A 24,560-nucleotide genomic window follows, 5' to 3' on the forward strand; every position below is an offset into this window, starting at 1 on the left:
GGGGCGTGGCGGTCAGAAGATCGCCGGCTCGGGGACCGGCGGGCCGAACTCGGTCTTCAGGAAGTCGAAGTCGCAGCCCTCGTCGGCCTGGCGGATATGCTTCGAGAACATCCAGCCATAGCCGCGGCCGTAGCGCTCCGGCGGCGGCACCCATTCGGCGCGGCGGCGGGCCAGTTCCTCGTCCGGGACCCGCATGTTGATGCTGCGCGCATCGACATCCACCTCGACGATGTCGCCGGTGCGGAGCAGCGCGAGCGGGCCGCCGATATAGGATTCGGGCGCGACATGCAGCACGCAGGCGCCATAGCTGGTGCCGGACATGCGCGCGTCCGACAGGCGCAGCATGTCGCGCAGCCCCATCTTCAGCAGCTTCTTCGGCATCGGCAGCATGCCCCATTCCGGCATGCCGGGGCCGCCCTGCGGGCCGGCGTTGCGCAGCACCATCACCGTATCGGGCGTGAAGGGGAAGCTCTCGTCCTCCACCGCCTTCTTCATCGAGGGATAGTCGTCGAAGACCACCGCCGGCCCGGAATGCTTCAGGAACTTCTGGTCCATCGCGGCCGGCTTGATGACGCAGCCGGAGGGAGCGAGGTTGCCCTTCAGCACCGCCAGAGACCCCTCGCCATAGATCGGATTGGCGGTGCCGCGGATGACATCGTCGTTGTAGACGCGCGCGCCCTCGATGTTCTCGCCGAGGCTGCGGCCGGTCACGGTCAGGCAGTCGAGATGCAGGTGCTCGCGGATATTGCCCATCAGCGCCCTGATGCCGCCGGCATAGAAGAAGTCCTCCATCAGGTAGGCATTGCCGGAGGGGCGCACATTGCCGATGACCGGAACCTTGCGGCTGAAGCGCTCGAAGTCGTCGAGGCCGATCTCCTGGCCGGCGCGGCGCGCCATGGCGATCAGGTGGATGATGGCGTTGGTCGAGCAGCCCATGGCCATGGCGACGGCGATGGCGTTCTCGAAGGCCTCCCGCGTCTGGATCCTCTGCAGCGTCAGGTCCTCCCAGACCATCTCGACGATGCGCCGCCCGCTCTCGCTGGCCAGGCGGATATGCCCGGCATCGGCGGCGGGGACGGAGGAGCCGCCCGGCAGCACCATGCCCACCGCCTCGGCGATGGCGGTCATGGTCGAGGCGGTGCCCATGGTCATGCAGGTGCCATAGCTGCGGGCGATGCCGCCCTCGACGCCCAGCCAGTCCTGGTCGGTGATCTTGCCGGCGCGCAGCTCGTCCCAGTACTTCCAGGAATCTGAGCCCGAGCCCAGCACCTTGCCCTGCCAGTTGCCGCGCAGCATCGGGCCGGCCGGCAGGAAGATCGCCGGGATGTTCATGCTGGTGGCGCCCAGCAGCAGGGCGGGGGTCGACTTGTCGCAGCCGCCCATCAGCACCACGCCGTCGACGGGGTGCGAGCGCAGCAGCTCCTCCGTCTCCATGGCCAGCATGTTGCGGTAGAGCATGGTGGTCGGCTTGACGAAGCTCTCGGAAACCGAGATGGCCGGCAGCTCGACCGGGAAGCCGCCAGCCATCAGGATGCCGCGCTTCACGTCATCGACGCGGGTCTTGAAGTGCGCGTGGCAGGGCTGCAGGTCGGACCAGGTGTTGACGATGGCGATGACCGGCTTGCCGGTCCATTCCTCGGGCGCGTAGCCCATCTGCATGGCGCGGGAGCGGTGGCCGAAGCTGCGCAGGTCGGCCGGACCGAACCAGCGGCGGCTGCGGAACTCCTCGACGGTTTTGACGCGGGGCAGGGGAGACTGGCTCATGGGTTGGATCCCGGCTTCAGACAGGGTCGATCGGGGCGCGGCCCGCGGTGACGGCGGCGATGTTGTCGAGGGCGCGGAAGCCCATGGCGTCGCGTGTCTCGATCGTGGCGCTGGCCACATGGGGCGCCAGCAGGACATTGGGCAACTCGGCGAAGCGCGTGTCGTAGTCGGGTTCGCTGCGGAACACGTCGAGCCCGGCGGCGAAGAGCTGGCCGCTCGTCAGGGCCTCCAGCAGCGCCTCCTCATCGACCAGCGAGCCGCGTGCGGTGTTGACGAAGACGGCGCCGCGGGGAAGCAGGGCGAAGGTCTCGCGCGTCATGATCGTTCCACTGGGGGCGCCGCCCGGCAGGTGCAGCGACAGGATCTGGCAATGCGGCAGCATCTCCCGCAGGTCGGCGAAGTACCGCGCGCCCTGCTCCAGTTCCGGGGGGAGGCGGTTGCGGTTGTGGTAGAGCACCGTCATGCCGAAGCCGCGCGCGCGCTGGGCCATGGCGCGGCCGATGCGCCCCATGCCGACGATGCCCAGCGCCTTGCCCGAGGGCTTCACTCCCAGCATGTCGGGCAGACCCAGCTTCTTGCGCCAGCCGGCCCGCATGAGGGCGTCGTATTCATGCGCCCGGCGGCAGGCGCCGAGCAGCAGCATGAAGGCGAGATCGGCGGTGCAGTCGGTCAGCACGTCCGGCGTGTTGGTGACCAGGATGCCACGCGCCTTGGCCGCCGCGGCGTCCATGTGGTCGTAGCCGACGCTGCTGTTGGCGATCAGCCGGACATGATCGGGCAGTTGCGCGATGGCGGCGGCGTCCAGCTTCGAGGTGCCGCCGATGAGGATGGCCTCGGCGCGGTGCGCCGCCGCGGCGGCGATGGTTTCCGCGGCGTCCATGTCGTGCTCGGCCATCAGGGCGTCGAAGTCCTGGCGGGCACGGGCGGCGGCGGCTTCGGTGATACGGCGGGCGACGACGATGCGGGGCAGGGGCATGGCGGACTCCTCGGCGCAGGGCAGGGGTGCCAGTGGGCCCGCGGGACCGTCCTGACGTCCATCCCCCAATGATCGGCCCTTGGCAGCAGGGCCTTGCCGTTCCTGATACCGGACATCAGCTTGTCAGGCAAGCAGCCGATATTTCGGATTTCGGTAAAGAACGATATAAAGGGCCATGGACCAGAACGCGCCTCTGCCGATCGCCGCCCTGCGACCCTTCGGCCGCCCGCCCTCGGCGGGAGAGTTCGCCTACCGCGCACTCCGCGAGGCGATCCTGGTCCTCACCCTGGCGCCCGGCGCGGTGCTGTCGCGCGCCGCCCTCGCCGCGCAGCTCGGCCTCAGCCAGACCCCGGTGCGCGAGGCGCTGATGCGGCTGCAGGCCGAGGGGCTGGTGGAGGTGGTGCCCAGCGCCTCGACGCGGGTGGCGCGGATCGATCTCGCCAGCGCCCGCGAGGCCCTCTTCCTGCGCCGCGCGATCGAGCTGGAGACGGTCCGGCACCTGGCGGAGGCCCCCCCGACCGGACTGCGGGCCGGCCTGCAGGAGCATCTGCGGGAGCAGCGGAGGCTGCTCGAGGGGGGCGATCACGATGCCTTCGCGGCCGCCGACGACGCCTTCCATGCCGAGCTGCATGCCGCCGCCGGCGTCGCGGGGCTCTGGGATCTGGCGCAGGCCCGGAGCGGCCACCTGCGCCGGCTGCGCCGCCTCCATCTGCCGGCTCCGGGGAAGGCCGCCGCGATCCTCGCGGAGCACGAGGCGCTGGCCGGCGCGATCCTGGCGGGGCGGGTGGAGGCGGCGGTGGCCGGCCTGCGCCGCCACCTCTCGGACACGCTGGGCCGGATCGCGGAGATCCAGGCCCGGCATGCCGGCTATTTCACCGAGGCCAGCGAGGCGCCCCTCAGCCGCTGAAGCTGAGCGCTAGGCCGCCGGTTTCCGCGGCGGGCAGCAACAGGCGGCCTTCCTTCTCACGGGGCCGGAAGCCGGACCGCCGCAGCAGGTCGCGGCTGTCCTCGAGGCGGGCGCTGCGCAGGCCGAGGGCCACCATGCGTTCCCGGCCGTCCGACGGCAGCCGGGGCAGGGCCCGGCCCCAGCGGGCCCGCGCGGCCTCCGGTGTCAGGATCAACACCCGCGCCCCCGCCGCGGCGATCGCCACGCCGCCGGGGATCTCGGCCACGGCCTTGCCGAACAGCGCGCGGTAGGGCGCCGCCGTCCGTGCCGGCTCGCCGCTCGTCACGCCGAACTCGGCCACGCCGGTCACGGCGTTGTCGTGGCGCTGCCATTCCTGCCGCCAGACCAGCTCGGGCGTGTGGTGGTGGCAGAAGAAGACGCGGCCGCCCAGGCTGGCCCCGGCCGCGAGGTGGGTGACGCGGAAGCGCGCCTCCCGCGCGCCGCCGCCGGGCAGCGCGACGGGGCGCGCGAAGTCGCGGGACTCGCCGACCGGCACGCCGGCCTCGGCGATCCGCCTGGCGAAGTCCTCCGTCGGCAGCGGCTTGAAGACCAGTCCGCCGAGGCCATCGGGCATCTGCCAGGGCGGCGCGGCGCCCTGCAGCCGGGCCGGCTCGTGGCCGAGCAGTTCCAGATAGTCCGTGCCGAAGACCGCCAGGTGGTTGCTGGAGCCGAGGCTGTGGTGCCCGCGTTCGGTGAGCGTGAAGCCCAGGCGGCGATAGGTCTCGGCCGCCTCGTCCAGACGGTCCCCGACGGAGACGACCACATGATCGATGACAGGCGTCAGCACGGCACTCAAGGCGAGGCTCCTTCGCGCGGCAGGCGCCCCAGCTATGGACGGCTTTTCCGGTGCCGCGAAGCCCCCTCCGGCGATGCCCGGCGTCAAACCGGGCGCAGCACGCCCTCCTCCAGGCGCAACACGCGGTCGTGATGCCGCGCGACGGCGGGGCGATGCGCGATGGACAGGATCCCCGTCTCCGGCAGTTCCCGCCGCAACAGGGCGTAGAGCGCCTCCTCCGCCTCGGGGTCGAGGCTGGCCGTGGCCTCGTCGAGGAACAGCCAGCGCGGGCGCAGCAGCAGGGCGCGGGCGATCGCCAGGCGCTGCTGCTCGCCGCCCGAGAGCCGCTTGTCCCAGGTCTCGGCTTCGTCCAGCCGGGGCAGGAGCCGCCCCAGCCCGACCTGCTCCAGCACCGCGCGCAGCCGCGCCTCCGGCACTTCCGCCGGGTCGCGCGGATAGGTCACGGCGGCGCGCAGCGTGCCGAGCGGCAGGTAGGGCCGCTGCGGCAGGAACAGCGCCTCGCCGGGCGGGGTGGCGATCTCGCCCGAACCGAAGGGCCAGATGCCGGACAGCGCGCGGAACACGGTGGACTTGCCGCTGCCCGAGGCGCCGGTGATCAGCACCGCCTCGCCCGGCCGCACCAAGAGCCGTGCCTGCCGCGTCAGGCTGCGGCCATCGGGGAGATGGATGTCGAGCTGCTCGGCGCGCAGCTCCGGCCCCGGCCCCGGCGTCGCCACGCGGCGCGGCCCTTCCCCGGCGGCGGCGTGGGCGAGGGCGATGGCCCGGCTGAAGCCGGTCAGCCGCTCCACCGTGGCGCGCCATCCGGTCAGCTGGCCGTAGTTGTTGATCGCCCAGGAGAGCGAGCCCTGCACCTCCTGGAAGGCCGAGGAGGTCTGGATCAGCCCGCCGAGGTCGAGGCGCCCGGCGAAGAAGGCCGGGGCGGCGACGAGGATGGGAAAGACGATGGCGACCTGCGTGAAGCCGGCGGTGAAGAAGGTGAGGTGCTTGGTGACGCGCATGATGCCCCACCAGTTCTCCAGCACCGCGTGGAAATGCGCCAGCAGCCCCTGCCGCTCCCGCGCCTCGCCGCCCTGGAGGGCGATGCCCTCCATGTTCTCGCGGAAGCGCACCAGGGCGAAGCGCAGATCCGCCTCGACCCGCTGCTGCAGGAAATTCAGCCGGATCAGCCGTCGCCCCACCAGATGGGCCAGCCAGGTGCCGATGACGGAATAGAGCAGCGCCACCCAGACCATGTAGCCGGGGATGCTGACGCCCAGGATCTCCATCGGCCCCGACAGGCTCCAGAGCACGAAGACGAAGGAGACCAGCGTCACCACCGCGTTCATCAGGCCGAGGCCGAGGCTCAGCGTGTCATCGACAAAGAGGCGGGTGTCCTCGGCGATGCGCTGGTCGGGATTGTCGGTGCCGCGATCGGTCAGGGCGATGCGGTAATAGGCGCGGTGCTCCAGCCAGCCCTCGATCAGCTTCTCGGTCATCCAGCGGCGCCAGCGGATCTGCAGGGCCATCTGCAGGTAGAGCGCATAGACCGCGACCAGGATGTACAGCGGGGCGATCACCGCGAATCCCGGCATGAAGCCGCCGGCGCCGCGGTGGCCGAGGAGCAGCAGGGCGCCGAAGGCCTCGGCGTCCCGGGCCTCCAGCACGTTGTAGAACTGGCGGTTCCAGAAGGTGAGCAGCACGCCCATGCCGACCAGCGCCAGGTTCAGCGCGACGACGACGGCCAGCAACAGGCGCGCCCGCCAGCGTTCCTCGCTGCTCCAGTAGGGCCGGGCGAGGGCCCAGGCGTCGCGCAGGAAGGGGAAGCGGGGGATGGCCATCGGCGGGGGGCTCCTTCCCGCGGGCGGGGGGGGGGGGGGGGGCAGCCGGGGGGCGGGCGCCGCGCACCGCCTCGGGCGGTACCGGCTTGCCCTTGCGCAGGATCTCGATGCGCCCCGCCTCGGCCAGCGCGATGGCGGCGCGCCGCACCGGCCCCATCAGGCCGTGCCACGCCTCGCCCGGCGCCAGGGCGCGGGCGACCTCGCTGGGACAGACGGATTTCTCCAGCCCGCGCGCCGTCGTCTGGCGCAGGATCTCGGCCGCCAGGAGTTCGGGAGAAGGCTGCGGAGTATCAGAGGACATGGGCAGGGATCCGTTGCAGAGGCGGGAGGGGTTCAGCCGGCGCGCAGGCGGCTGAAGCTGATCAGGGCCGCGGCCGCGGCGATGCCGCCGGCCACGGTGAGCGCCGTGCCGGTGCCGTCGGTGCCCGAGAGGCGCAGCACCAGCGCCGCCAGCGCGGCGCCGGTGGTCTGCCCGATCAGGCGCGAGGTCGAGAGCATGCCGCTGGCGCCGCCGCTGCGCTCGCGCGGGGCGGAGGAGAGCAGGGCGCGGTTGTTCGGGCTCTGGAACAGGCCGAAGCCGAGGCCGCAGAGGGCCATCCGCCAGCCGATGTCGAGCGCGGTCGGCGCGGGCGGCAGCCCGGCCAGCAGGAACAGGCCGCAGGCCATCACGGCCAGCCCGATGCCGCCGAGAAGGCCGGCGGAGATGCGGTCCGACAGGCGTCCGGCGAGGGGGGAGATGATGACCAGCATGACCGGCCAGGGCGTCATCAGCAGCCCCGTCTCGACCTGGTTCCGCCCCAGCCCGTGCTGCAGGAAGAAGGGCAGGGCGACGAAGGCCAGCATCTGCGCCGCGAAGGAACTGATCGAGGTCAGGACGGACAGGGCGAAGATGGGGATTCGCAGCAGGTCCACGGGCAGCAGCGGCGCCGGCCGCCCCGCCTGCCGCCGGACCAGCAGGAAGCCGGCCAGGATGCCGCCGCCCAGCAGCGGCAGCGCGGACAGCCAGCCGCCGCCGCGCGTCCCCTGTTCCACCCCGGTCATGAAGAGGCCGAAGGTGGCGGCGCTGAGCAGGGCGCTGGCGGCATCGAAGCGCCGGCTGGCCCGCGGCGTCTGCGGCAGGAAGCGCCAGGCCAGCGCCAGGGCGACCAGCCCGATGGGGATGTTCACCGCGAAGATCCAGGGCCAGTGCGCCACGCTCAGGATGCCGGCCGCGACCGTCGGCCCGAGCGCCGAGGACAGCGCGACCACCAGCCCGTTGACCCCCATGCCCTGGCCGAGAAGGCGCTGCGGATAGATGAAGCGCACCAGCGCGGTGTTGACGCTCATCAACCCAGCGGCGCCGAGCCCCTGGGCCGCGCGGGCGATGGTCAGCCCGGTCAGCGACTCCGACAGGGCGCAGGCGCAGGAGGCGCCGATGAACAGCACCAAGCCGGCGCGATAGACCCGCTGGTAGCCGAGCAGCTCGCCCAGGGAGGCCAGCGGCAGCAGGGACATGACCACGGCGATCTGGTAGGCGTTCACCACGAGGATGGCATCGGCGGGCGCCACCCCGAGGTCGGCGGCGATCGCGGGAAGGGCCACGTTGGCGATGGAACTGTCCATCACCGAGAGGGCGATCGAGGCCGCCAGCGCCAGCACCGCCCAGAACCGCTCCGGCTGCGGCAGCCCGTCCGTGTCCCGCTCCATTCCGCCCCTGAGTCCCTTGTCGTCCAGGCGGAAAACTGCGCCGGGGCACGGCGGCGCGCCAGGGGGGGTGAGGGCAGGGCAGCCATCCGCCGCCGCGTCAGGCGGTGGCGCGCTCCACCAGGGGGGCCGGCGCCGGGCGGGCGGCGATCTCGCGGATGATCTTGCGCCGGACGGCGCCCTCGAAGGCCTGGAAGCCCTCGGCCACCATCAGGAAGGCGCCGGGCCCGCCGATCACCTGGTCGCGGTAGTACTCGTCCAGCGGCGGCTGCAGCGCGGCGAACTGCGGCGAGGGCGGGGTGTGGTCCAGCACCGCCAGGCCGTTGAGCACGATGCCCTTCCGCAGGGCCTCGGCACGCGCCAGATCGAGCGGGCGGCCCGAGTTGTTGACGCCGTCGCCGGAGATGTCGACCACCTGCCGGGTGCCCTCATAGCCCTGACCGAAGAGACCGGAGGCGTAGTCGATGGCGGCGGAGATCGAGGTGTAGAGGTGGGTCCGCCGGGGTGCGGCCTCGATGGCGCGGGCGAAGTCCTCCGCGCTGGCCGGGCCGTCGATCCGCCGCCAGGGCACCAGCAGCTCCTGCACGTTCCAGTCGGACCAGGTGAAGAAGCAGACGGCGATGGCGCCGATCGCGCCATGGGCGATGCCGTCGATCAGGCGGGCGTCGCGGAAGGCCCGGGCATAGCCCTGGAACTGAATCTCCTGCTCCTCGCTGTCCATCGACCGGCTGACATCGACGGCCAGGACCAGCTCAACATCCACCGGCTCCGCCGCGCGGGCACGGCCGCTGGGGAGAAGGGCCGGGGCGGCCAGCAGCCCGGCCGAGACGTGACACAGGAGACTTCGTCGTCGCATGGGAACCTCCGCTTGCGGAGCCGCGGACGGGTTCCTCCCTTTTCAACTCTATGACGAAGCGGATTGTGCATTGCAACAAAAACTGCCGCATCGCAGGGAGTGGGGACGCCTTGGCAACTTCACGGGCCCTGCCCCTCTTCTCCCTTCGAGACGAAGAAGGAGAGGGCATGCCATGACCGCGCCGGCCGACGCCGCCCCTGACGCCCTGCGGGCGCAGATCCCCATTCCGCCGAGCGATCCGCCCAGCCCGGTGCCGCCCATGCCGCCGGAGCCCCCCGGCCCGGACCTGCCGGAGCCGCCCATCCAGGACCCGCCGGGCCCCGACGAACCGACGCCCGACGCGCCGGACATCCCCCCGGTGGGCGATCCCCCGCTGGAGCCTCCGATCCGGGTCTGACCTCCCGCGCGCACCGGGAGCCCGGACCTAGAGGCCCAGGGCCTCCCAGACGCCGCAGCGGTGCGTCTGCCAGAGATCCGGCCCGATCAGCCCGATGCCGGCCGGCCGAAGCGCCAGGGTGGTGTCCTCATCCTCCCGATAGAGGGGCCAGGCCGGCAGGTCACCGCCATTGGGGTCGCCGCTCCGGGCGAACCGCCCCCAGGCCGCCTGCATCCTCTCCGCCAGGGCGTGCTGCGCGGGCGAGAACTCCGACGGATCGGCCAGGATCCAGCGGGTCCGGAAGATGAAGGGGATCTCCGAGGCGTGATACGCCCCGAGCGGCGGCAGGAAGGGCAGGGCCGGGAGGCTGGAGACCGGGCTGGGATCGGCGAACTGATAGGCACGCAGTGGCAGGCGGGCCGCCAGCAGGCGGTTCAGGCGCAGGGCCGGGCAGGCGAATATGCCGTCCGTCACCAATTGGGCGAAGGCGAGCGCCGGCCCGCCCGAGGGTGACGAAGGGTAGGCCCGCAGCGCCGCCACGGCGCGGTCGCCGAGCAGGCGGGTCACGGCGGCCTCGTAGCTGGCCTCGGTGAAAAGCGCGCCGGTCATTCGATACAAGGCGGCGAAGAGCCGGCCCTCATCCCGCGTGGTGCCGTTGATGACGGGGGGGCCATGGAAGTCCGGCCGGGCGAAGGCCTCGCCGGGTGCGAGGGGCAACACGGCATCGCCGTGCGCCGGCCCCCAACTGCTGACCCCCAGCATGCCAGGCGTGCGCGCCGCCGCCGCCGCCAACTCCGCCGCCGGCTTGCGGCGCAGGCAGGCCACGCCCGCCTCGCCCTCGCCGCACCCCAGCTCCCGCGCCAGGGCCGCGCCGGCGGCTTCGGCGCGGGCCAGGGGAACGGTCGAGATCGGCAGGGTGCAGACGCCGCTCTGCAGGATGATGCGGTGGAAAAGCCCGGCGGCACCGGGCGAGGCCATCTGGAAGCAGGCGCTCCAGCTTCCGGCGGATTCGCCGAAGAGCGTGACATTTCCCGGATCGCCGCCGAAGCCGGCGATGTTGTCGCGAACCCAGCGGAGCGCCGCCTGCTGGTCCAGCAGCCCGGCATTGGCCGTGCCGTTCTCCCCACGCAGCCCGGGATGCGCCAGGAAGCCCAGCGTGCCGAGCCGGTAATTGGGCGCCACGACGATAACCCGCTGCGCCTGGGCCAGGTGGCTTGGATCGTATTGCCTGTTGCTGCCCAGCACCAGCCCGCCGCCATAGAGCCAGACCATGACCGGCAGGCGGTCGCCGGGCCGAGCGGAGGCGGGGGCGTAGACATTGAGGTTCAGACAGTCCTCGTCGCCCCGGATCAGCCATCGCGAGGAGCCGCCCCGCTGATAGGCCGGGCTGTAGTTCTCCAGGCAACCGGGGCCGAGCTGCGTCGCGTCGCGCTCCGCCGTCCAGGGCTCGGCCGGACCGGGTGCGCGCCAGCGCCGCTCTCCGATGGGCGGGGCGGCGAAGGGAATGCCGAGGAAGGCCTGCCCCTCCGGGGTGGCGACGCCGCGCACGGGTCCCTGCCGGGTCGGGACCACATGGGGCCGGGCGTCGACGGCCTGGGTGAGATGAGGCACGGCCGCCGGGTCCGGACCGCAGGCGGCGAGCAGCAGCAGGCCGGCCAGGCCGGCCAGGCGGCCCCGGATGAGGGCACGGGGTCCGGCGGAAGGACGCGAAGGCATGCCTCGCCTTTATCCGGAGAGGGCGCATGAAAAAAGGGAAGCGCCGCGTGGCGCTTCCCTCCAGCTCCGATCGAAGCGTGCTGCTTAGCGCAGCACGATCTCGACGCGGCGGTTCTGCGGCTCGCGCACGCCATCGGCGGTCGGCACCAGCGGGCGGCTCTCGCCGAAGGCCTCGACCATGATGGAGGAGCGGTTCACGCCCAGGCGGACCAGCTCGGCCGCCACGGCGTCAGCGCGACGCTGCGACAGGCGCTGGTTGTACTGCGGCGAGCCCGAACGGTCGGCGTGGCCGGCCACCTCGATGCGGGTGGTCTGCACGCGGCCGGCGTTCTGCGCCGCCTCGGCGATGATCTGGCGGGCGCGCTCCGTCAGGTTGTACCGATCCCAGTCGAAGAAGACGAGATAGGTACGGGCCGGGGCCGGGGCGGCGGCGGGAGCCGGAGCGACCGGAACCGGGGCCGGCGGGACCGGCTGGTTGAAGGCGTAGCGCACGCCGATCAGGGCGGAGTGGTTGTGCGCCTGATCCATCTCGAACTTGCCGTTCGAGCGCACGCCGGTCGGGCTGGTCACGTTGCCGTCGAACTTGGTCTGCAGGGCGCCGGTGTAGCGGTACTCGGCGGTGATCGACAGACCCGGAACGGCGGTGATCGGGAAGGACAGGCCGGCGATGCCCTGGTAGGCGAAGGAGCCGGCGCTGTCATCGACCACGACGCGGTTGCCCGCGGCGCCGATCTGCGTGCCGCTGCTGTTGATGTCGGTCCACATATAGCCGACGCCGCCGCCGATATAGGGCACCACGGCCACCGGCATGTTCGGGAACCAGCGCGGCAGCTGGAAGTCGTAGAACAGGTTGGCCATCACGGCGTACTGGTGCTGCTCGCCGTCGATGCTGTTCATCGCCACGCCGGGCTGGCCGCCGATGCGGTTCTGGAAGCCGCCCATGCGGTCGACGCTGTTGTAGCGGTAGCTGCCCTCGATCTCCGTGCGGAAGCCGTTGCCGAAGCCGTAGCCGAGGGAGAGCACGCCGATGGCGCCTTCCTCGAAGCCCAGCTTGCCCTGACGGTTGCTGAAGGTGGAGTCGAAGTAGTTGGCCGCTCCGCCCTGTGCCGTCAGGCCACGGCGATCGGAATGGTTCCAGCCGGCGCCGGCACCGAGATAGACGCCCTGAATCGGCTCAGCAGCGGCGGTGGGCAGCCAGGAGGTCGGCGAATACCAGGCGTCCTGCGCCATGGCGGCACCCGGCACGGAAAGAATGGTGGCAGCAAGCAGGATGCGACGAAGCGTCATTGTTGTGGTCCCTTGAAACGCAACGCTTTGGAGCGGGCGACGAGAAAACCGGGGTTGCAGGTCCAGGTTGCGGTTCCCTCCTGCAATCGCGGCGAACTGTGGCAGAAAGAACACAGACTTGAGGTGGTCGGGGCGGCGGAACCTCTCCGTCGCGGGTGGCCGCCGGAAACCGCCCGCAAATCCTTGATAAATGGAATATCCTTCGGATGGCAGAGGCTCGGCGGTAAAGCTTTCGATAGATGAGGCAGGCGGCAACACACGCGCGGGGCCGATCGGCTTGGTCAGGGGCCGGATTGCGCCTTTAACGGAGGGAGCGGGCCCCCAGGGCGTCCATCCACGCACTCACTTGTGAAGAGACCCGCCGAAACCGGCCGGTCCCGGATTTCCGCGCGCCTTCAGAATCCGGCATCGGGGCGGGTGAGATAAACCTCTTCCGCCGCCGTGCTGGCCCGGCCCAGTGCCGCGTTGCGGTGCGGAAAGCGACCGAAGGCATGGATCACCCGCCAGTGCCGCCAGGCATAGTCGATGCTGCCGCCCGCCGCGCGCGAGGCCGGCTCGTCGCGCAGCCCCTCGAACAGGGTGACGGAGAGATCCTGGTCCACCATCGCCTCGGAATGCTCGAAGGGCAGATAGAGGAAACTCCGCGCCGCGGGCGGCAGCCGCAGATCCTGTGCCTCGGCCAGCACCGCCTGGCGCGCGACCTCGCGCGCCCTGGCATCGCTGGCGAAGGCCTCCGGCCGGCCGCGATGCAGGTTGCGTGGGAACTGGTCGAGCAGGACCAGGAGCGCCAGCGTGCCCTCGGGCCGCGCCGTCCATCCGTCCAGCGCGCCCTCGCGCGCCGGGGCGAGGAGATCGCCGAAGCGCTGGCGAATGTCGGCGTCGAAGGCATCGTCGCGCTGGAACCAGGCGGCGCGGGGGGTGTCGAGGCCCTCGCTGAACCAGAAGTCGAGGATGTCGTTCGGCTGGGTCATGCGGGGGGGATAGCCCGCGCCAGCAGCCGGATGGAATGCACGGCCTCGCGACCGGCGAGGTCGCCGATCTGGTGGCGACAGGAGGTGCCGTCGGCAACGATCACATCTCCCGGCGCCGCCGCGCGTACCGCGGGCAGCAGGGAGAGACCGGCCATCGCCTTGCTGGTCTCGAGGTTCTTTGCCTCGTAGCCGAAGCTGCCCGCCATGCCGCAGCAGGAGGAGGCGATCGGCGTCACTTCCAGTCCCGGGATGCGGCGCAGCGCCTTCACCGCCGCGGGAAAGGCGCCGAAGGCCTTCTGATGGCAATGGCCATGGATATGCGCCCGCGCGGCGCCGATCTCGCGCAGCGGTGGCGCGGCGCCCTCGCGCTCCAGGAATTCGCTGGCCAGGAAGGCGCGGGCGGCGAGCTTCTCGGCCGCGGCACCGGGCAGCAGCGAGAGGAACTCGTCGCGCAACGTGGTCAGGCAGGAAGGCTCCAGCCCGACCACCGGCGCGTCGCTGGCCGACAGCGCCTCCAGCGTCCGCCGCGCCTCGGCGCGGGCGCGCTCCACCATGCCGGCGGCCAGATAGGTGCGGCCGCAGCAGAGCGGTCGCCCGTCCGGCGCGGCGGCGGGACGCAGCCGGTAGCCCGCATGGGCCAGGACCTTCACCGCGTCGCGCAGCACCTCGGGCTCGTAATGGCGGTTGAAGGTGTCGGCGAAGAGCAGCACCTCGCGGCCCGGCCCCTCCCGCACCGCCTCGGCATCCCGGAAGCGGTCGCGACGGAACCTCGGCAGGCTGCGCCCGGCGGCGAGGCCGAGCCAGCGCTCGGTCAGGCCGGGAAGGCCGGGAATGCTGTCCCGCGCATTGGCGAGGAAGGGCAGGCGCGCGGCCCAGGGCGCCCAGCGCGGCAATTCGGCGATCAGGCGGTCCTTCAGCCGGATGCCGTGGCGCCGGGCCCGCGCGTGCAGCACCTCGATCTTCATCTTCGCCATGTCCACGCCGGTCGGGCATTCGCGCTTGCAGCCCTTGCAGGAGACGCAGAGCGACATGGCTTCCGCGACCTCGTCGCCGGCCAGCGCGTCCGCGCCGAGCTGGCCGGTCAGCGCCAGGCGCAGCGTGTTGGCGCGGCCGCGCGTCAGGTGCTGCTCCTCCCGCGTGACGCGGAAGGAAGGGCACATGACGTTGGCGTCGAACTTCCGGCATGTGCCGTTGTTGTTGCACATCTCGACGGCGCCGAGGAACCCGCCCTGCGGACCCGGCCAGGCGGACCAGTCGAGCGCCGGCCTGATGCCCTCCTCGGCGCGGTAGCCGGGTGGGTAGCGGAACAGGCTGCGGTCATCCATGCGGGGCGCGCGCACGACCCGCCCGGGATTGAGCAGCCCGTCGGGATCGAAGCTGTCCTTCACCGCCTCGAAGGCGCGGACGATGCGGGCGCCGAACATCGGCTCGTGAAACTCCGAGCGCACGATGCCGTCGCCATGCTCGCCCGAATGGCTGCCCTTGTACGCGCGGACGAGGGCGAAGCATTCCTCGGCGATGGCGCGCATCTTCGCCACCTCCGCGCCGTCCTTCATGTTGAGCACCGGCCGCACATGCAGGCAGCCGACCGAGGCGTGGGCATACCACGTCCCCTTGGTGCCGTGCCGCGCGAAGACCTCGTTCAGCCGCTCGGTGTAGTCGGCGAGATCGGCGAGATCGACGGCGGTGTCCTCGATGAAGGAGACCGGCTTGCCGTCGCCCTTCATCGACATCATGATGTTCAGCCCGGCCTCGCGCACCTCGGCGACACTGGCCTGGAAGGCGCTGTCGGTGACGCGGACGACCTGGCCGGGATAGCCGAGATCGCCCATCATCTCCTCCAGGCGGTCGAGATCGCGCGTCAGCGCCGCGTCGTCGTCGCCATGGAATTCGACGATCAGCAGGCTGTCGGGCTCGCCGATCAGGATGCGCTCGATGGTGTCGCGATAGAGGGCGATGGAGCGGCCGAGATCGATCATGGTGCGATCGACCAGCTCCACCGCCTCGGGGTCGAGCGTCACCAGATGCTGGCTGGCCGCCATGGCGGCGCGGAAGGTGGGGAACTGGCAGATGCCCAGCACCTTGCGCGGCTTGATCGGCCAGAGCTTGAGGTCGAGCGTGGCGGAGAAGGCCAGCGTTCCCTCGCTGCCGACCAGCAGCCGCGCGAGATTGCCACGCCCCGCCGCCCGCGCCGCCGGCGTCAGCGCCTCGATATTGTAGCCTCCGACACGGCGGAGCTGCCGCGGGAAGCGCGCCGCGATCTCCTCCGCCTCGCGCGCGCCGAGCGCCCGCAGGGACTGGATCAGCGCCGCGACATCGGCGGGGACGTCATCGCCCAGATTGTCGCCCAGCTCGCGGAAGGTGAAGCGCTCTCCGCTGGCCAGCAGCGCGTCGATGGCCAGCACGTTGTCGGCCATCAGCCCGTAGCGGATCGACTTGCTGCCGCAGGAATTGTTGCCCGCCATGCCGCCGATGGTGCAGCGCGCCCAGGTGGAGGGATCGACCGGGAAGAACAGCCTGTGCGCCTTCAGCGCGTCGTTCAGCGCGCCGAGCGCGATGCCGGGCTGCACGCGCGCGATGCCCGCCGCGGCATCGACCGAGATCACCTCGCGAAGGAACTTCGTGCAGTCGATCACCAGGGCGCGGTTGACGGTCTGGCCGCACTGGCTGGTGCCGCCGCCGCGCGGCAGCACCGGCACGCCGGCCTCGCGGCAGATCGCCAGCGCCGCCGCCACATCCTCGATGCTCCGCGGCACCAGCACGCCGATGGGCTCCACCTGGTAGATGCTGGCATCGGTGGCGTAGCGGCCACGATCGGCCGGGGCGAACTTCACCTCGCCCGCGGTCTCCCGGCGCAGCCGAGCCGCCAGGGCAGTATCACCCGGCCGCACCCGGGACTGGTGAATGGCGTTCATCTTGGCTTCCTGGCGCTTCCGGTCGTCTCGTCCTGCCCCTGTCTAGCGCGCGCCGGCAGGCCTGTCCGATCTATAATGCTCATCAATCCGACAACGCGAACTCATTGGCGAAACGCATGGATTACGCCTAACCCTCGGCGCATCGGACCCCGAGGAGGAAACCATCATGGCCTATTTCCAGTCCAGGCCCACCGCCGGCCGCCATTTCCTGCAGATCCCGGGCCCGACCAACGTGCCGGACCGCGTGCTGCGCGCGCTCGACAACCCGACCATGGACCATCGGGGCCCGGATTTCGGCAAGCTCGGCGCGCAGATCCTGGAGAAGGTCAAGGCGGTCTTCGCGACGCGGCAGCCGGTGATCATCTACCCGGCCTCCGGCACCGGCGCCTGGGAGGCGGCGCTGGTCAACACGCTCTCGCCGGGCGACACGGTGCTGATGTGCGAGACCGGGCAGTTCGCCTTCCTCTGGCGCGAGATGGCCGAGCGCCTGGGCCTGCGCCCGGAGCTGATCCAGACCGACTGGCGCCGCGCGGCCGATGTCGAGGCCATCGGCGAGCGGCTGCGCGCCGACAGGGGCCACGCCATCAAGGCCGTCTGCGTGGTGCACAACGAGACCTCCACCGGCTGCACCTCGCGCATCGACGAGGTGCGGCGCGCCATGGATGAGGCCGGGCATCCGGCGCTGCTGCTGGTGGACACCATCTCCTCGCTGGGCTCGATCGACTACCGCCATGACGAATGGGGCGTCGATGTCACCGTGGCCGGCAGTCAGAAGGGGTTGATGCTGCCGCCGGGCCTGTCCTTCAACGCCATCTCGGAGAAGGCGCTGAAGGCCAGCGAGACGGCGCGGCTGCCGCGCAGCTTCTGGGACTGGAAGCCGATGCTGGCCTCCAATGCCACCGGCTACTTTCCCTATACCCCCGCGACCAACATGCTCTACGCGCTCGATACCGCGCTCGACATGCTGCTGGCCGAGGGGCTGGAGAATGTCTTCGCCCGGCACGACCGCCATGCCGAGGCCACGCGCCGGGCCGTGCGCGCCTGGGGGCTGGAGGTGCAGTGCGCCGAGCCGCGCCACTATTCCTCGGCGCTGACCGCGGTGCGCCTGCCGGAGGGGCATTCGGCCAATGCGCTGCGCGCCGCCATCCTGGAGCGGTTCAACATGTCGCTCGGCAACGGGCTCGGCCGGCTGAACGACCGGGTCTTCCGCATCGGTCATCTGGGCGATTTCAACGACCTGACCCTGATGGGTACGCTGTCGGGCGTCGAGATGGGGCTGCGCATCGCCGGGGTGCCGCACGAGGATGCGGGCGTGAAGGCGGCCATGGACTATCTCTCCGGCAACGCCTGACACGTCCGCGGCGGCGGGGGGCCTGGCCGGCTCCCCCTTTCGCCCGCCTCAGCCGCAGGCCGCCGGCTCCCGCGCCAGGGCACGACACACCTCGGCGCCGATCTCGAAGCTGCGCAGCCGCGCGGCATGGTCGAAGATCTGCCCGGTGAGCATCAGCTCGTCCACGCCGGTCCGCTCGAGGAAGCCCTCGATGGCGGCGCGTACCGTGGCGGGCGCGCCGACCGCCGAGCAGGAGAGGCTGTGGCCGACCCCGGCCAGCCGCGCCTCCTGCTGCAGGGCGGCGATATCCTCCGCCGGCGGCGGCAGCTTGCCCGGCGTGCCCCGCCGCAGGTTGAGGAACTGGCGCTGCAGCGAGGTGAAGAGGCGTTCCCCCTCGGCATCGGTCGCGGCGGCGAAGAGATTCATCGCCGCCATGGCGTAGGGCCGCTTCAGCGTCTCGGAGGGGCGGAAGCCCTCGCGATAGACCGCCAGTGCCTGGTCCAGCATCTGCGGCGCGAAATGCGAGGCGAAGGCGAAGGGCAGGCCCAGCATCGCGGCGAGCTGCGCGCCGTAGAGGCTGGAGCCGAGGATCCAGATCGGGATCTCCATCCCGCCGCCGGGCACGGCCTGCACCGGCTGGCCGGGCTGCACGGGCGCGAACCAGTTCTGCAACTCGACCACGTCCTGCGGGAAGCTGTCGGCGTCGCCGGAGAGATTGCGGCGCAGCGCGCGGGCGGTGCGCATGTCCGTGCCCGGGGCGCGGCCGAGGCCGAGGTCGATGCGGCCGGGAAAGAGGGCGTTCAGGGTGCCGAACTGCTCGGCCACCATGAGCGGCGCGTGGTTGGGAAGCATGATGCCCCCCGAGCCCAGGCGGATGCGGCGGGTGGCGGCGGCGACGTGGCCGATGACCACCGCCGTGGCGGCGCTGGCGATGCCCGGCATATTGTGGTGCTCGGCCAGCCAGAAGCGGTGGTAGCCCCAGTCCTCCGCATGGCGCGCGAGGTCGGCGGAATGGCGGAAGGCGTCGGCGGCCTCCTCGCCCTGATTGATCGGGGCGAGGTCCAGGACGGAATAGCGGATCATGCGGCGGTCTCCCGGCTGCGTGTGAGGCGGGCCCTGGGGAAGGGCGGTCACGGGGCATATGGGAGGCGGGGGAGGCAAAGGCAGGGGCGATGATGCGGCCGGCTTGGCAGAGGGGCGGTGGCGACCCCACCTTGGGGTGGAAGGAGGGCCCGCCCATGACCGATGTCAACGACCCCGCCACCCGCACGGAGCTGGAGGCCGCGGCCTTCCGCCGCCTGCTGGAACATCTGCGCGAGCGGAGCGATGTGCAGAACATCGACCTGATGAATCTGGCCGGATTCTGCCGCAACTGCCTGAGCCGCTGGTATCGGGAGGCGGCGGAGGCCCGGGGGCTGGACCTGCCGGACCCCGCGGCGCGCGAGATCGTCTACGGCATGCCCTACAAGGAGTGGCAGGCCCTCCACCAGAAGGAGGCGACGCCCGAGCAGAAGGCCAGGTTCGCCGCCACCAGCCCGGGGCACTGACATCCCCGGCGCCGGAATGCCCGATGGAAGTCTCCCGGAAGTCACGTGGAGCCGGACAGCGGCGGAACAGGCCGAGGCGTGAAGATGGAGTGACCAGACGCCCGGGGATGTACCAGGACCGCCAGAAGGGGCGGACAACAGGAACTTGCCTGCATCGCGTTCTTTATTGGCGCAGGGCGGCTGGGCCACCGTTCCTGGCGGAAATCGCGTCGGCGATGACTGAGGGTTGAGGGGCGCCATCTGAATGCGCCCGGATTTGCCCCCGCTGGCGCCGCCGGTTATATGCCGCCGCCCCGGCCCGCTTCCTGGAGCCGGTCGTGTTCGGCAGCCCGGAGACCCTTGATGAGCGATTTCGACGAGCAGGACGCCAAGGCCAGCCGTGACCGTCAGGCCGCCGATCCCGAATCCGAGGTCGGCGGCATCGCCGTCGATCGCCTGCGCTCGATCATCGAGCGGGTGGAGCGGCTGGAGGAAGAGCGCAAGGCGCTGGCCGACGACATCAAGGACATCTTCGCCGAGGCCAAGTCCGCTGGCTTCGACGTCAAGGTCGTCCGGCAGCTGATCCGCCTGCGCAAGCAGGAGCCGGCGGAGATCGAGGAGCAGGAGACGCTGCTCGATCTGTACCGCCGCGCCCTCGGCATGTGAGGGCCGGGCCCGCCGCCGTGACGGCGGGCCTCTCGGCTATTCCGGCCGGATGCCGGCTTCGCGGATCAGCGTGCCCCATTGCGTGCTGTCCTCGGCCAGGATGCGGCGCATGACCGCCGCGTCGCCGGTCTCGATGGCGACGCCCTGCTCGGCCATCCGCGCACGCAGCCCCTTGTCCTCGGTGGCGGCCGTCAGCGCGGCGGAGAGGGGCGCGACCACGGTGGGAGGCAGGCCGGGCGGCGCGAACAGGCCCTGCCAGAAGACCGCGTCGAAGCCGGGCAGGGTCTCCGCCACAGCCGGGACGTCCGGCAACAGTGCCATCCGCTGCGCGCTGCTCACCGCGATGGCCCGCGTCACGCCCTCGCGGATCACCGGCATCGCCTCCAGCGCCGCCTGGAACATCGCCTGGATCCGGCCGGTCCGCAGGTCCGTCAGGGCCGGAACGCCGCCGCGATAGGGCACATGAAGCACATCGATTCCCGCCCGCTTGCGGAGCAGTTCCAGCGCCAGATGATTCACCGCGCCCGTGCCGCTGCTGCCGAAGTTGATCTTGCCGGGATTGGCCTTGGCGTAGTCGATGAACTCGGCGGTGCTGCGCACCGGCAGGTCGGGATGCACATGCAGCACAAAGGCACTGCGGTAGGCGAGGCCCAGCGCCTCCAGCTCCCGCTGCGGATCGCGCGGCGTCAACTCAGGCTGCAGCGCCGGGTTGATCGCCAGGGAGGAGGCGCCCATCAGCAGCGTGTAGCCATCCGGCGCGGCGCGGGCGACATAGGTGGCGGCGACGGAGGTGGCGCCCCCCACCCGGTTCTCCACCACGATGGGCTGGCCCAGCTCCTGCTCCATCCGTTGGGCGATGGCGCGGGTCGTGACATCGGTCAGGCCGCCCGGGGCATAGCCCGTCACCATCGAGACCGCGCGCGCGGGCCAGGCCGCCTGGGCCAGGGCGGGGCGGGCGAGGGCGAGGAGCGGCAGCGCGAGCGTGGCGCGGCGGCCGGTGGTCCAGCGGATCATGCGACGTTTCCTTCCTTTTATTTTCCAGGGAAATTTTCCAGGGTTTTATCGGCGATGGCCCAATCCGCAACCCTGCGAGAGGTGGTCAGGGCCGCGGCTTGAAGTGCCGGTCGTCCCTGGTTATGCCGGCCGGGCCGCGACCCGCCGGGCGACCCCGCCCGCGGTATCCACCCTCTGCCCGCGGAGTGCCGAGTGGCCTCTACCTCCTCTTCCTCCCCCGCCATGGCCACCGCGCCGGTGGCCTCGCTCTCCGCCACGCTGGCGCCGGTCATCGCCCTGCTGTTCGGCTATGCCATGCTGCAGATGGGCAATACGCTGCAATCCTCGTTGCTGACGGTGCGCGGCGGGCTGGAGGGCTTCACCGCGACGCAGATCGGCCTCGTCGGCAGCGGGTTCTACATCGGGCTGATGCTCGGCTCGCTGCGCGGCGGGCAGTTGGTGCGGGTGGTGGGGCACACCCGGGCCTTCGCGGCACTGGCGGCGATCGCCTCCTCGGTGCCGCTGCTGCATCTGATGCTGATCCATCCCTGGCTCTGGCCGGTCGGGCGGGCGCTGACCGGCTTCTGCTTCGCCGGCCTGTTCATCGTGGTGGAAAGCTGGCTGAACGGGGCCTCGGCCTCGGCGGTGCGCGGCCGCATCCTCAGCATCTACGGCATGACCGGCATGATCGCCGGCGTCTGCGGCCAGATGCTGCTGACCGCCGCCCCGCCACGGGGCTTCGTGCTGTTCTGCCTGATCTCCATGATCATCTCCTTCGCCCTGGTGCCGGTCGTGCTCTCCCGCGCCCAGGCGCCGGCGCAGGCCGAGGGCGCCGCCGAGCTGAACCTGCGGCGGCTTTACGAGCAGTCGCCCTTCGGCGTGGTCGCGGCCTTCCTGATCGGCGTCAGCACGGGTGCCTACTACTCCCTGGGCCCGCTCTTCGCGCAGCGCATCGGGCTGGATGCCGGCTCGGTCGCCATCTTCATGGCCTGCGGGTCGCTCGGCGGCTTCGCCGCGACCTGGCCCGCCGGCTGGCTCTCGGACCGGATCGACCGCCGCCTGCTTGTCGTCAGCCTGGCCGGCGCCGCGGCGATGGCGCTGCTCGCCATGATCCTGCTGGTGCCGGACCATCCGCCGCGCTGGCTGTCCTACAGCCTGGTCGCCGCCTTCGGGGCCATGGTCATCCCGGCCTACAGCCTCGTGCTGGCGCATGTGAACGACCATGTCTCGCCTTCCGAATTCGCTGCCGCCTCGGGCGGGCTGCTGATCCTCTGGGGCGCCGGTTCGGCCCTCGGGCCCTTCGCCGGCGGCCTCGCCATGGGGCGCCTCGGCCCGTCCGGCCTGGGCTGGCTGATCCTCTCGGCGCAGGCATTGATCGCGGGTTGGGGCCTCTACCGCATGCGCCAGCGCAGCGCGCCCGAGGCGAAGGAGGACTTCCTGGTCATGCCGGTGCAGCCGGTCAGCACCGAACTCGTGGCGGTGGCGCAGGAGGCCGCCGTGGAGCGCGAGGAGATCGCCCAGGCGGAGGAGGCCGGCACGGTGGCAGAAGACGGCGAGGCCCCGCCGGGCCGGCCCGCTGCCGCTCCGGCCGGCGAAACCGACCGGCAGGCTTGATATCCCGGATCAGGAGTGCCAAGTAGATACTGTCTGATCCGTCTCCGTTTCAGGCCGCTCCCGGGCATCTGCCCCTGGCATTTGCCTTGTCCGCGCCTGTCGCGGCGGATCGGCCCTTCTCCCGAAGATGATGTCGGTGCCGTGCGTCCGCGCTGAAACCTGCGCGGGACCCGCGGCTTTTCACGGATCCCGGCCCCTGGGCCGAAGGACGATCCTTAACCTGTTGATGACATGGCGGCCCGCTGCGGCGGGCGCCAGGAAAGATGACTAGCGTGACCATGATTCACAAGAACAACAACGACACGTCCCATACCCCTTCCATCCTCCAGACCGGCCTGCCCGCCGCCCTGCTGCGGCAGGCGAAGCCGCGCCCCTCGATGAGCCAGGCCGAGATCCGCCGCCTGGTGCTCGAGACCATCGGCTGAGGCCAGCGGCGCGCCAGCCTCAGCGATAGAGGTTGGCGATCAGCTCCTCCCGCGCCTGCAGGACGGCGCGGCGCTTGATCTTCATGGTGGGGGTCAGCAGCCCGTCCTCGACCCGGAAGGGCTCCACGGTCGCGAAGCGGCGGATCCGCTCGGGCCCGCCCAGCCTGCGGTTCACCCGCCCCACCGCCTGCTCCACCGCCTTCTCCGGCACCTTCTCGGCCGGGACGATCAGGGCGACGATGCCCGGGCGTCCCTCGCCGGCGACCACGGCATGCTGGATCTCCGGCTCGGCCATCAGCAGGCTCTCGATGCGGGCCGGGCTGATCATCTCGCCCCCCGCCGTCTTGATGAAATCCCGTTTGCGATCGGTGATGTAGAGCCGGCCTCCTTCCAGACGGCCGGTGTCGCCGGTGTGCAGCCAGGGCGGCCCCTCCGGGGTATCGGGGCGAAGCGCCTGGGCGGTGGCCTGGGCATTGCCCCAGTAGCCATCCATCACCAGCGGCCCCTGGACCAGCACTTCGCCATCCTCGGCGATGCGCAGGGTCACGCCGGGCAGGGGGCGGCCGACGCTGTGCCGGTCGTTGTCCCAGGGCAGGTTGACGCTGACCACCGGCCCGGCCTCCGTCTGCCCGTAGCCCTGCAGCACCGGCAGGCCGAGGGCGAGGAAGAAGCCGGACAGGTCCGGGTCGAGGCGCGCGCCACCGGAGACGAGGGCCATCATGCGTCCGCCGAAGCGGCCCCGGATGCGGCGGCGCACCAGCCGGTCCAGCACCGCGTCCTGCAGCCGCTCCCAGAGGCCGAGCGCCGGCCCGTCCAGGCGCCGCAGCCCGAGGCGGAGCGCCGCCTCGAACAGCATCCGCTGCCGCGGCGGCTGCTTCTCGGCGGCGGCCAGGATGCGGGCCCGCAGCACCTCGAACAGCCGTGGCACCGCGGTCACGATATGCGGGCGGATCTCGGTCAGCTCGGCGGCCAGCCGTTCGGCGCCGCGGCTGAACACCAGCTCGATCCCGAAGGAGCAGAGCAGGTAGCCCACCGTGTGCTCATAGGCGTGCGACAGCGGCAGGAAGGAGAGGTAGCAGCCATCCTCGGGCAGGTTCAGCCGCCGGATGAAGCTCTCGATGCCGCGGCGGTTGGCCAGCATGGCGCGATGCGGAAGCATGACGCCCTTGGGCGGGCCGCCGGTGCCGGAGGTGTACATCAGGCAGGCCAGGCGGCCATCGGGGATGTGATCCACCTCGGCGGCGAGCATGGCCAGGTCGCCGCCTGCCGCCGCCAGATCGGACCAGTCCACAGCCTCCTCGACAGGCTCCATGGTCACCATCAGATCCAGGCCGCCAGCGCCGGCGGCCTCCCGCAGGCTGGCGGCGAGCCTGGCGGTGGAGACGATGGCGCAGCGCGCCCCGGCGTCCCGCAGGATATGCCCGTGATCCGCGACCGTGCCGGTCGTGTAGGCAGGCACGGTGACGGCACCGATCGCCATGAGCGCCGTATCGGCGATCAGGAACTCCGGACGGTTCTCCGCCAGCAGCAGCACCCGGTCACCGGGAGCGACGCCGTGGCTCCGCAGCCCGGCCGCCACGGCTGCGACCTGCAGGGCGAACTCGGCCCAGCGCATCCGCCGCCAGCCGCCGTCGCGCCAGTAGCGCAGCATCGGCCTGTCGGGCCAGCGGCGGGCCTGGTTCAGCAGCAGCGCGGGGATGCTGTGGCTCTTGTCCTGCTCGGGCATGGGTCGTCCAGCGTCCTGTCAGAGATGGGCCTGTCGGAATCGGGGCGCAGCCGATCTGCGGCCGGCTTCATGGCGCGCGCGTCGGTTGGCGGCGGGCGGCAATCGGACGGGGGGCGCTTGGCCTCCCCATCCATGGGCTTATATCCACGGGAGCAAATCTCACAACCGCAGGGCCTC

At 71.4% G+C, this 24,560-nt stretch carries 20 protein-coding genes and 1 pseudogene; 7 read left to right on the plus strand and 14 right to left on the minus strand.

All coding sequences use genetic code 11. From position 1 onward, the window contains the following. Positions 1–12 precede the first annotated feature (12 nt). The gene (gene araD / locus ACF3NH_RS14885) at positions 13–1,764 is read right to left on the minus strand and encodes an L-arabinonate dehydratase (protein WP_422923803.1); all 1,752 of its coding nucleotides are present in this window, start codon (positions 1,762–1,764) and stop codon (positions 13–15) included. A gap of 16 nt (positions 1,765–1,780) precedes the next feature. Continuing rightward, positions 1,781–2,740, minus strand: a complete 960-nt coding sequence (locus ACF3NH_RS14890) for a 2-hydroxyacid dehydrogenase (protein ID WP_422923805.1) — start codon at positions 2,738–2,740, stop codon at positions 1,781–1,783. A gap of 175 nt (positions 2,741–2,915) precedes the next feature. Between ACF3NH_RS14890 and ACF3NH_RS14895 the strand changes: the two genes are divergently transcribed. Further along, complete coding sequence (locus ACF3NH_RS14895) at positions 2,916–3,647, plus strand: GntR family transcriptional regulator (RefSeq protein ID WP_422923807.1); 732 nt, start codon at positions 2,916–2,918, stop codon at positions 3,645–3,647. Here the strand turns inward: ACF3NH_RS14895 and ACF3NH_RS14900 are convergent. The 5 genes and pseudogenes from ACF3NH_RS14900 to ACF3NH_RS14920 form a co-directional block, all read right to left on the minus strand. Further along, the gene (locus tag ACF3NH_RS14900; protein WP_370592083.1) at positions 3,637–4,473 is read right to left on the minus strand and encodes a VOC family protein; all 837 of its coding nucleotides are present in this window, start codon (positions 4,471–4,473) and stop codon (positions 3,637–3,639) included. The two genes, ACF3NH_RS14895 and ACF3NH_RS14900, sit on opposite strands and share 11 nt — an antisense overlap. A gap of 92 nt (positions 4,474–4,565) precedes the next feature. Next, the gene (locus ACF3NH_RS14905) at positions 4,566–6,299 is read right to left on the minus strand and encodes an ABC transporter ATP-binding protein/permease (RefSeq protein ID WP_422923809.1); all 1,734 of its coding nucleotides are present in this window, start codon (positions 6,297–6,299) and stop codon (positions 4,566–4,568) included. Between the two features lie 67 nt (positions 6,300–6,366). After that, a pseudogene (locus tag ACF3NH_RS14910) lies at positions 6,367–6,600 on the minus strand (DUF3253 domain-containing protein); the annotation flags it as partial. A 32-nt stretch (positions 6,601–6,632) separates the two neighbouring features. Continuing rightward, positions 6,633–7,985, minus strand: a complete 1,353-nt coding sequence (locus tag ACF3NH_RS14915) for an MFS transporter (RefSeq protein WP_198367975.1) — start codon at positions 7,983–7,985, stop codon at positions 6,633–6,635. 97 nt (positions 7,986–8,082) lie between these two features. Then, positions 8,083–8,838, minus strand: coding sequence for a DUF1194 domain-containing protein (locus ACF3NH_RS14920; RefSeq protein ID WP_422923811.1), 756 nt, complete (start codon positions 8,836–8,838; stop codon positions 8,083–8,085). Positions 8,839–9,010: 172 nt separating this feature from the next. On the opposite strand from ACF3NH_RS14920, the gene ACF3NH_RS14925 reads away from it, so the two are divergent. Continuing rightward, positions 9,011–9,235: a hypothetical protein gene (locus tag ACF3NH_RS14925; protein WP_422923813.1), complete on the plus strand. Its 225-nt coding sequence runs from the start codon at positions 9,011–9,013 to the stop codon at positions 9,233–9,235. 27 nt (positions 9,236–9,262) lie between these two features. Here ACF3NH_RS14925 and ACF3NH_RS14930 read toward each other — a convergent pair whose 3' ends face one another. The 4 genes from ACF3NH_RS14930 to ACF3NH_RS14945 form a co-directional block, all read right to left on the minus strand. Continuing rightward, on the minus strand, positions 9,263–10,930 hold the full coding sequence (locus ACF3NH_RS14930; RefSeq protein ID WP_422923815.1) for a carboxylesterase/lipase family protein: 1,668 nt from the start codon (positions 10,928–10,930) through the stop codon (positions 9,263–9,265). A gap of 84 nt (positions 10,931–11,014) precedes the next feature. Further along, positions 11,015–12,217, minus strand: coding sequence for an OmpA family protein (locus ACF3NH_RS14935; RefSeq protein ID WP_422923817.1), 1,203 nt, complete (start codon positions 12,215–12,217; stop codon positions 11,015–11,017). Between the two features lie 395 nt (positions 12,218–12,612). Further along, on the minus strand, positions 12,613–13,188 hold the full coding sequence (locus ACF3NH_RS14940; RefSeq protein ID WP_422923819.1) for a DUF924 family protein: 576 nt from the start codon (positions 13,186–13,188) through the stop codon (positions 12,613–12,615). After that, a complete protein-coding gene (locus tag ACF3NH_RS14945; RefSeq protein WP_422923821.1) occupies positions 13,185–16,103 on the minus strand; it encodes an FAD-binding and (Fe-S)-binding domain-containing protein in 2,919 nt (972 codons plus the stop codon). The genes ACF3NH_RS14940 and ACF3NH_RS14945 overlap by 4 nt, the downstream gene beginning before the upstream one ends. 166 nt (positions 16,104–16,269) lie before the next feature. Between ACF3NH_RS14945 and ACF3NH_RS14950 the strand changes: the two genes are divergently transcribed. Next, a complete protein-coding gene (locus ACF3NH_RS14950) occupies positions 16,270–17,454 on the plus strand; it encodes a pyridoxal-phosphate-dependent aminotransferase family protein (RefSeq protein ID WP_422923823.1) in 1,185 nt (394 codons plus the stop codon). Positions 17,455–17,502: 48 nt separating this feature from the next. On the opposite strand, the gene ACF3NH_RS14955 is transcribed toward ACF3NH_RS14950, so the two are convergent. Further along, positions 17,503–18,516 (minus strand): LLM class flavin-dependent oxidoreductase, encoded by a 1,014-nt coding sequence (locus tag ACF3NH_RS14955; RefSeq protein ID WP_198367967.1) that lies wholly within the window; start codon positions 18,514–18,516, stop codon positions 17,503–17,505. Positions 18,517–18,671: 155 nt separating this feature from the next. Between ACF3NH_RS14955 and ACF3NH_RS14960 the strand changes: the two genes are divergently transcribed. Continuing rightward, positions 18,672–18,980 carry a DUF1244 domain-containing protein gene (locus tag ACF3NH_RS14960; protein ID WP_198367966.1) on the plus strand — a complete coding sequence of 103 codons (309 nt, stop codon included), beginning with the start codon at positions 18,672–18,674 and terminating at the stop codon, positions 18,978–18,980. Between the two features lie 342 nt (positions 18,981–19,322). Next, complete coding sequence (locus ACF3NH_RS14965) at positions 19,323–19,625, plus strand: DUF2312 domain-containing protein (protein WP_198367965.1); 303 nt, start codon at positions 19,323–19,325, stop codon at positions 19,623–19,625. A 36-nt stretch (positions 19,626–19,661) separates the two neighbouring features. Here ACF3NH_RS14965 and ACF3NH_RS14970 read toward each other — a convergent pair whose 3' ends face one another. After that, the gene (locus ACF3NH_RS14970) at positions 19,662–20,639 is read right to left on the minus strand and encodes a Bug family tripartite tricarboxylate transporter substrate binding protein (protein WP_422923826.1); all 978 of its coding nucleotides are present in this window, start codon (positions 20,637–20,639) and stop codon (positions 19,662–19,664) included. A gap of 192 nt (positions 20,640–20,831) precedes the next feature. Here ACF3NH_RS14970 and ACF3NH_RS14975 point away from each other — a divergent pair, with 192 nt between their 5' ends. Next, positions 20,832–22,232, plus strand: coding sequence for an MFS transporter (locus ACF3NH_RS14975; protein ID WP_422923828.1), 1,401 nt, complete (start codon positions 20,832–20,834; stop codon positions 22,230–22,232). Between the two features lie 272 nt (positions 22,233–22,504). Continuing rightward, the gene (locus tag ACF3NH_RS14980; protein ID WP_422923830.1) at positions 22,505–22,657 is read left to right on the plus strand and encodes a hypothetical protein; all 153 of its coding nucleotides are present in this window, start codon (positions 22,505–22,507) and stop codon (positions 22,655–22,657) included. A gap of 19 nt (positions 22,658–22,676) precedes the next feature. On the opposite strand, the gene ACF3NH_RS14985 is transcribed toward ACF3NH_RS14980, so the two are convergent. Continuing rightward, positions 22,677–24,383 carry an AMP-dependent synthetase/ligase gene (locus ACF3NH_RS14985; protein WP_422923832.1) on the minus strand — a complete coding sequence of 569 codons (1,707 nt, stop codon included), beginning with the start codon at positions 24,381–24,383 and terminating at the stop codon, positions 22,677–22,679. Positions 24,384–24,560: the final 177 nt, after the last annotated feature.

The sequence above is a fragment of the Pseudoroseomonas sp. WGS1072 genome (assembly GCF_049340465.1).
Classification (GTDB): domain Bacteria; phylum Pseudomonadota; class Alphaproteobacteria; order Acetobacterales; family Acetobacteraceae; genus Pseudoroseomonas.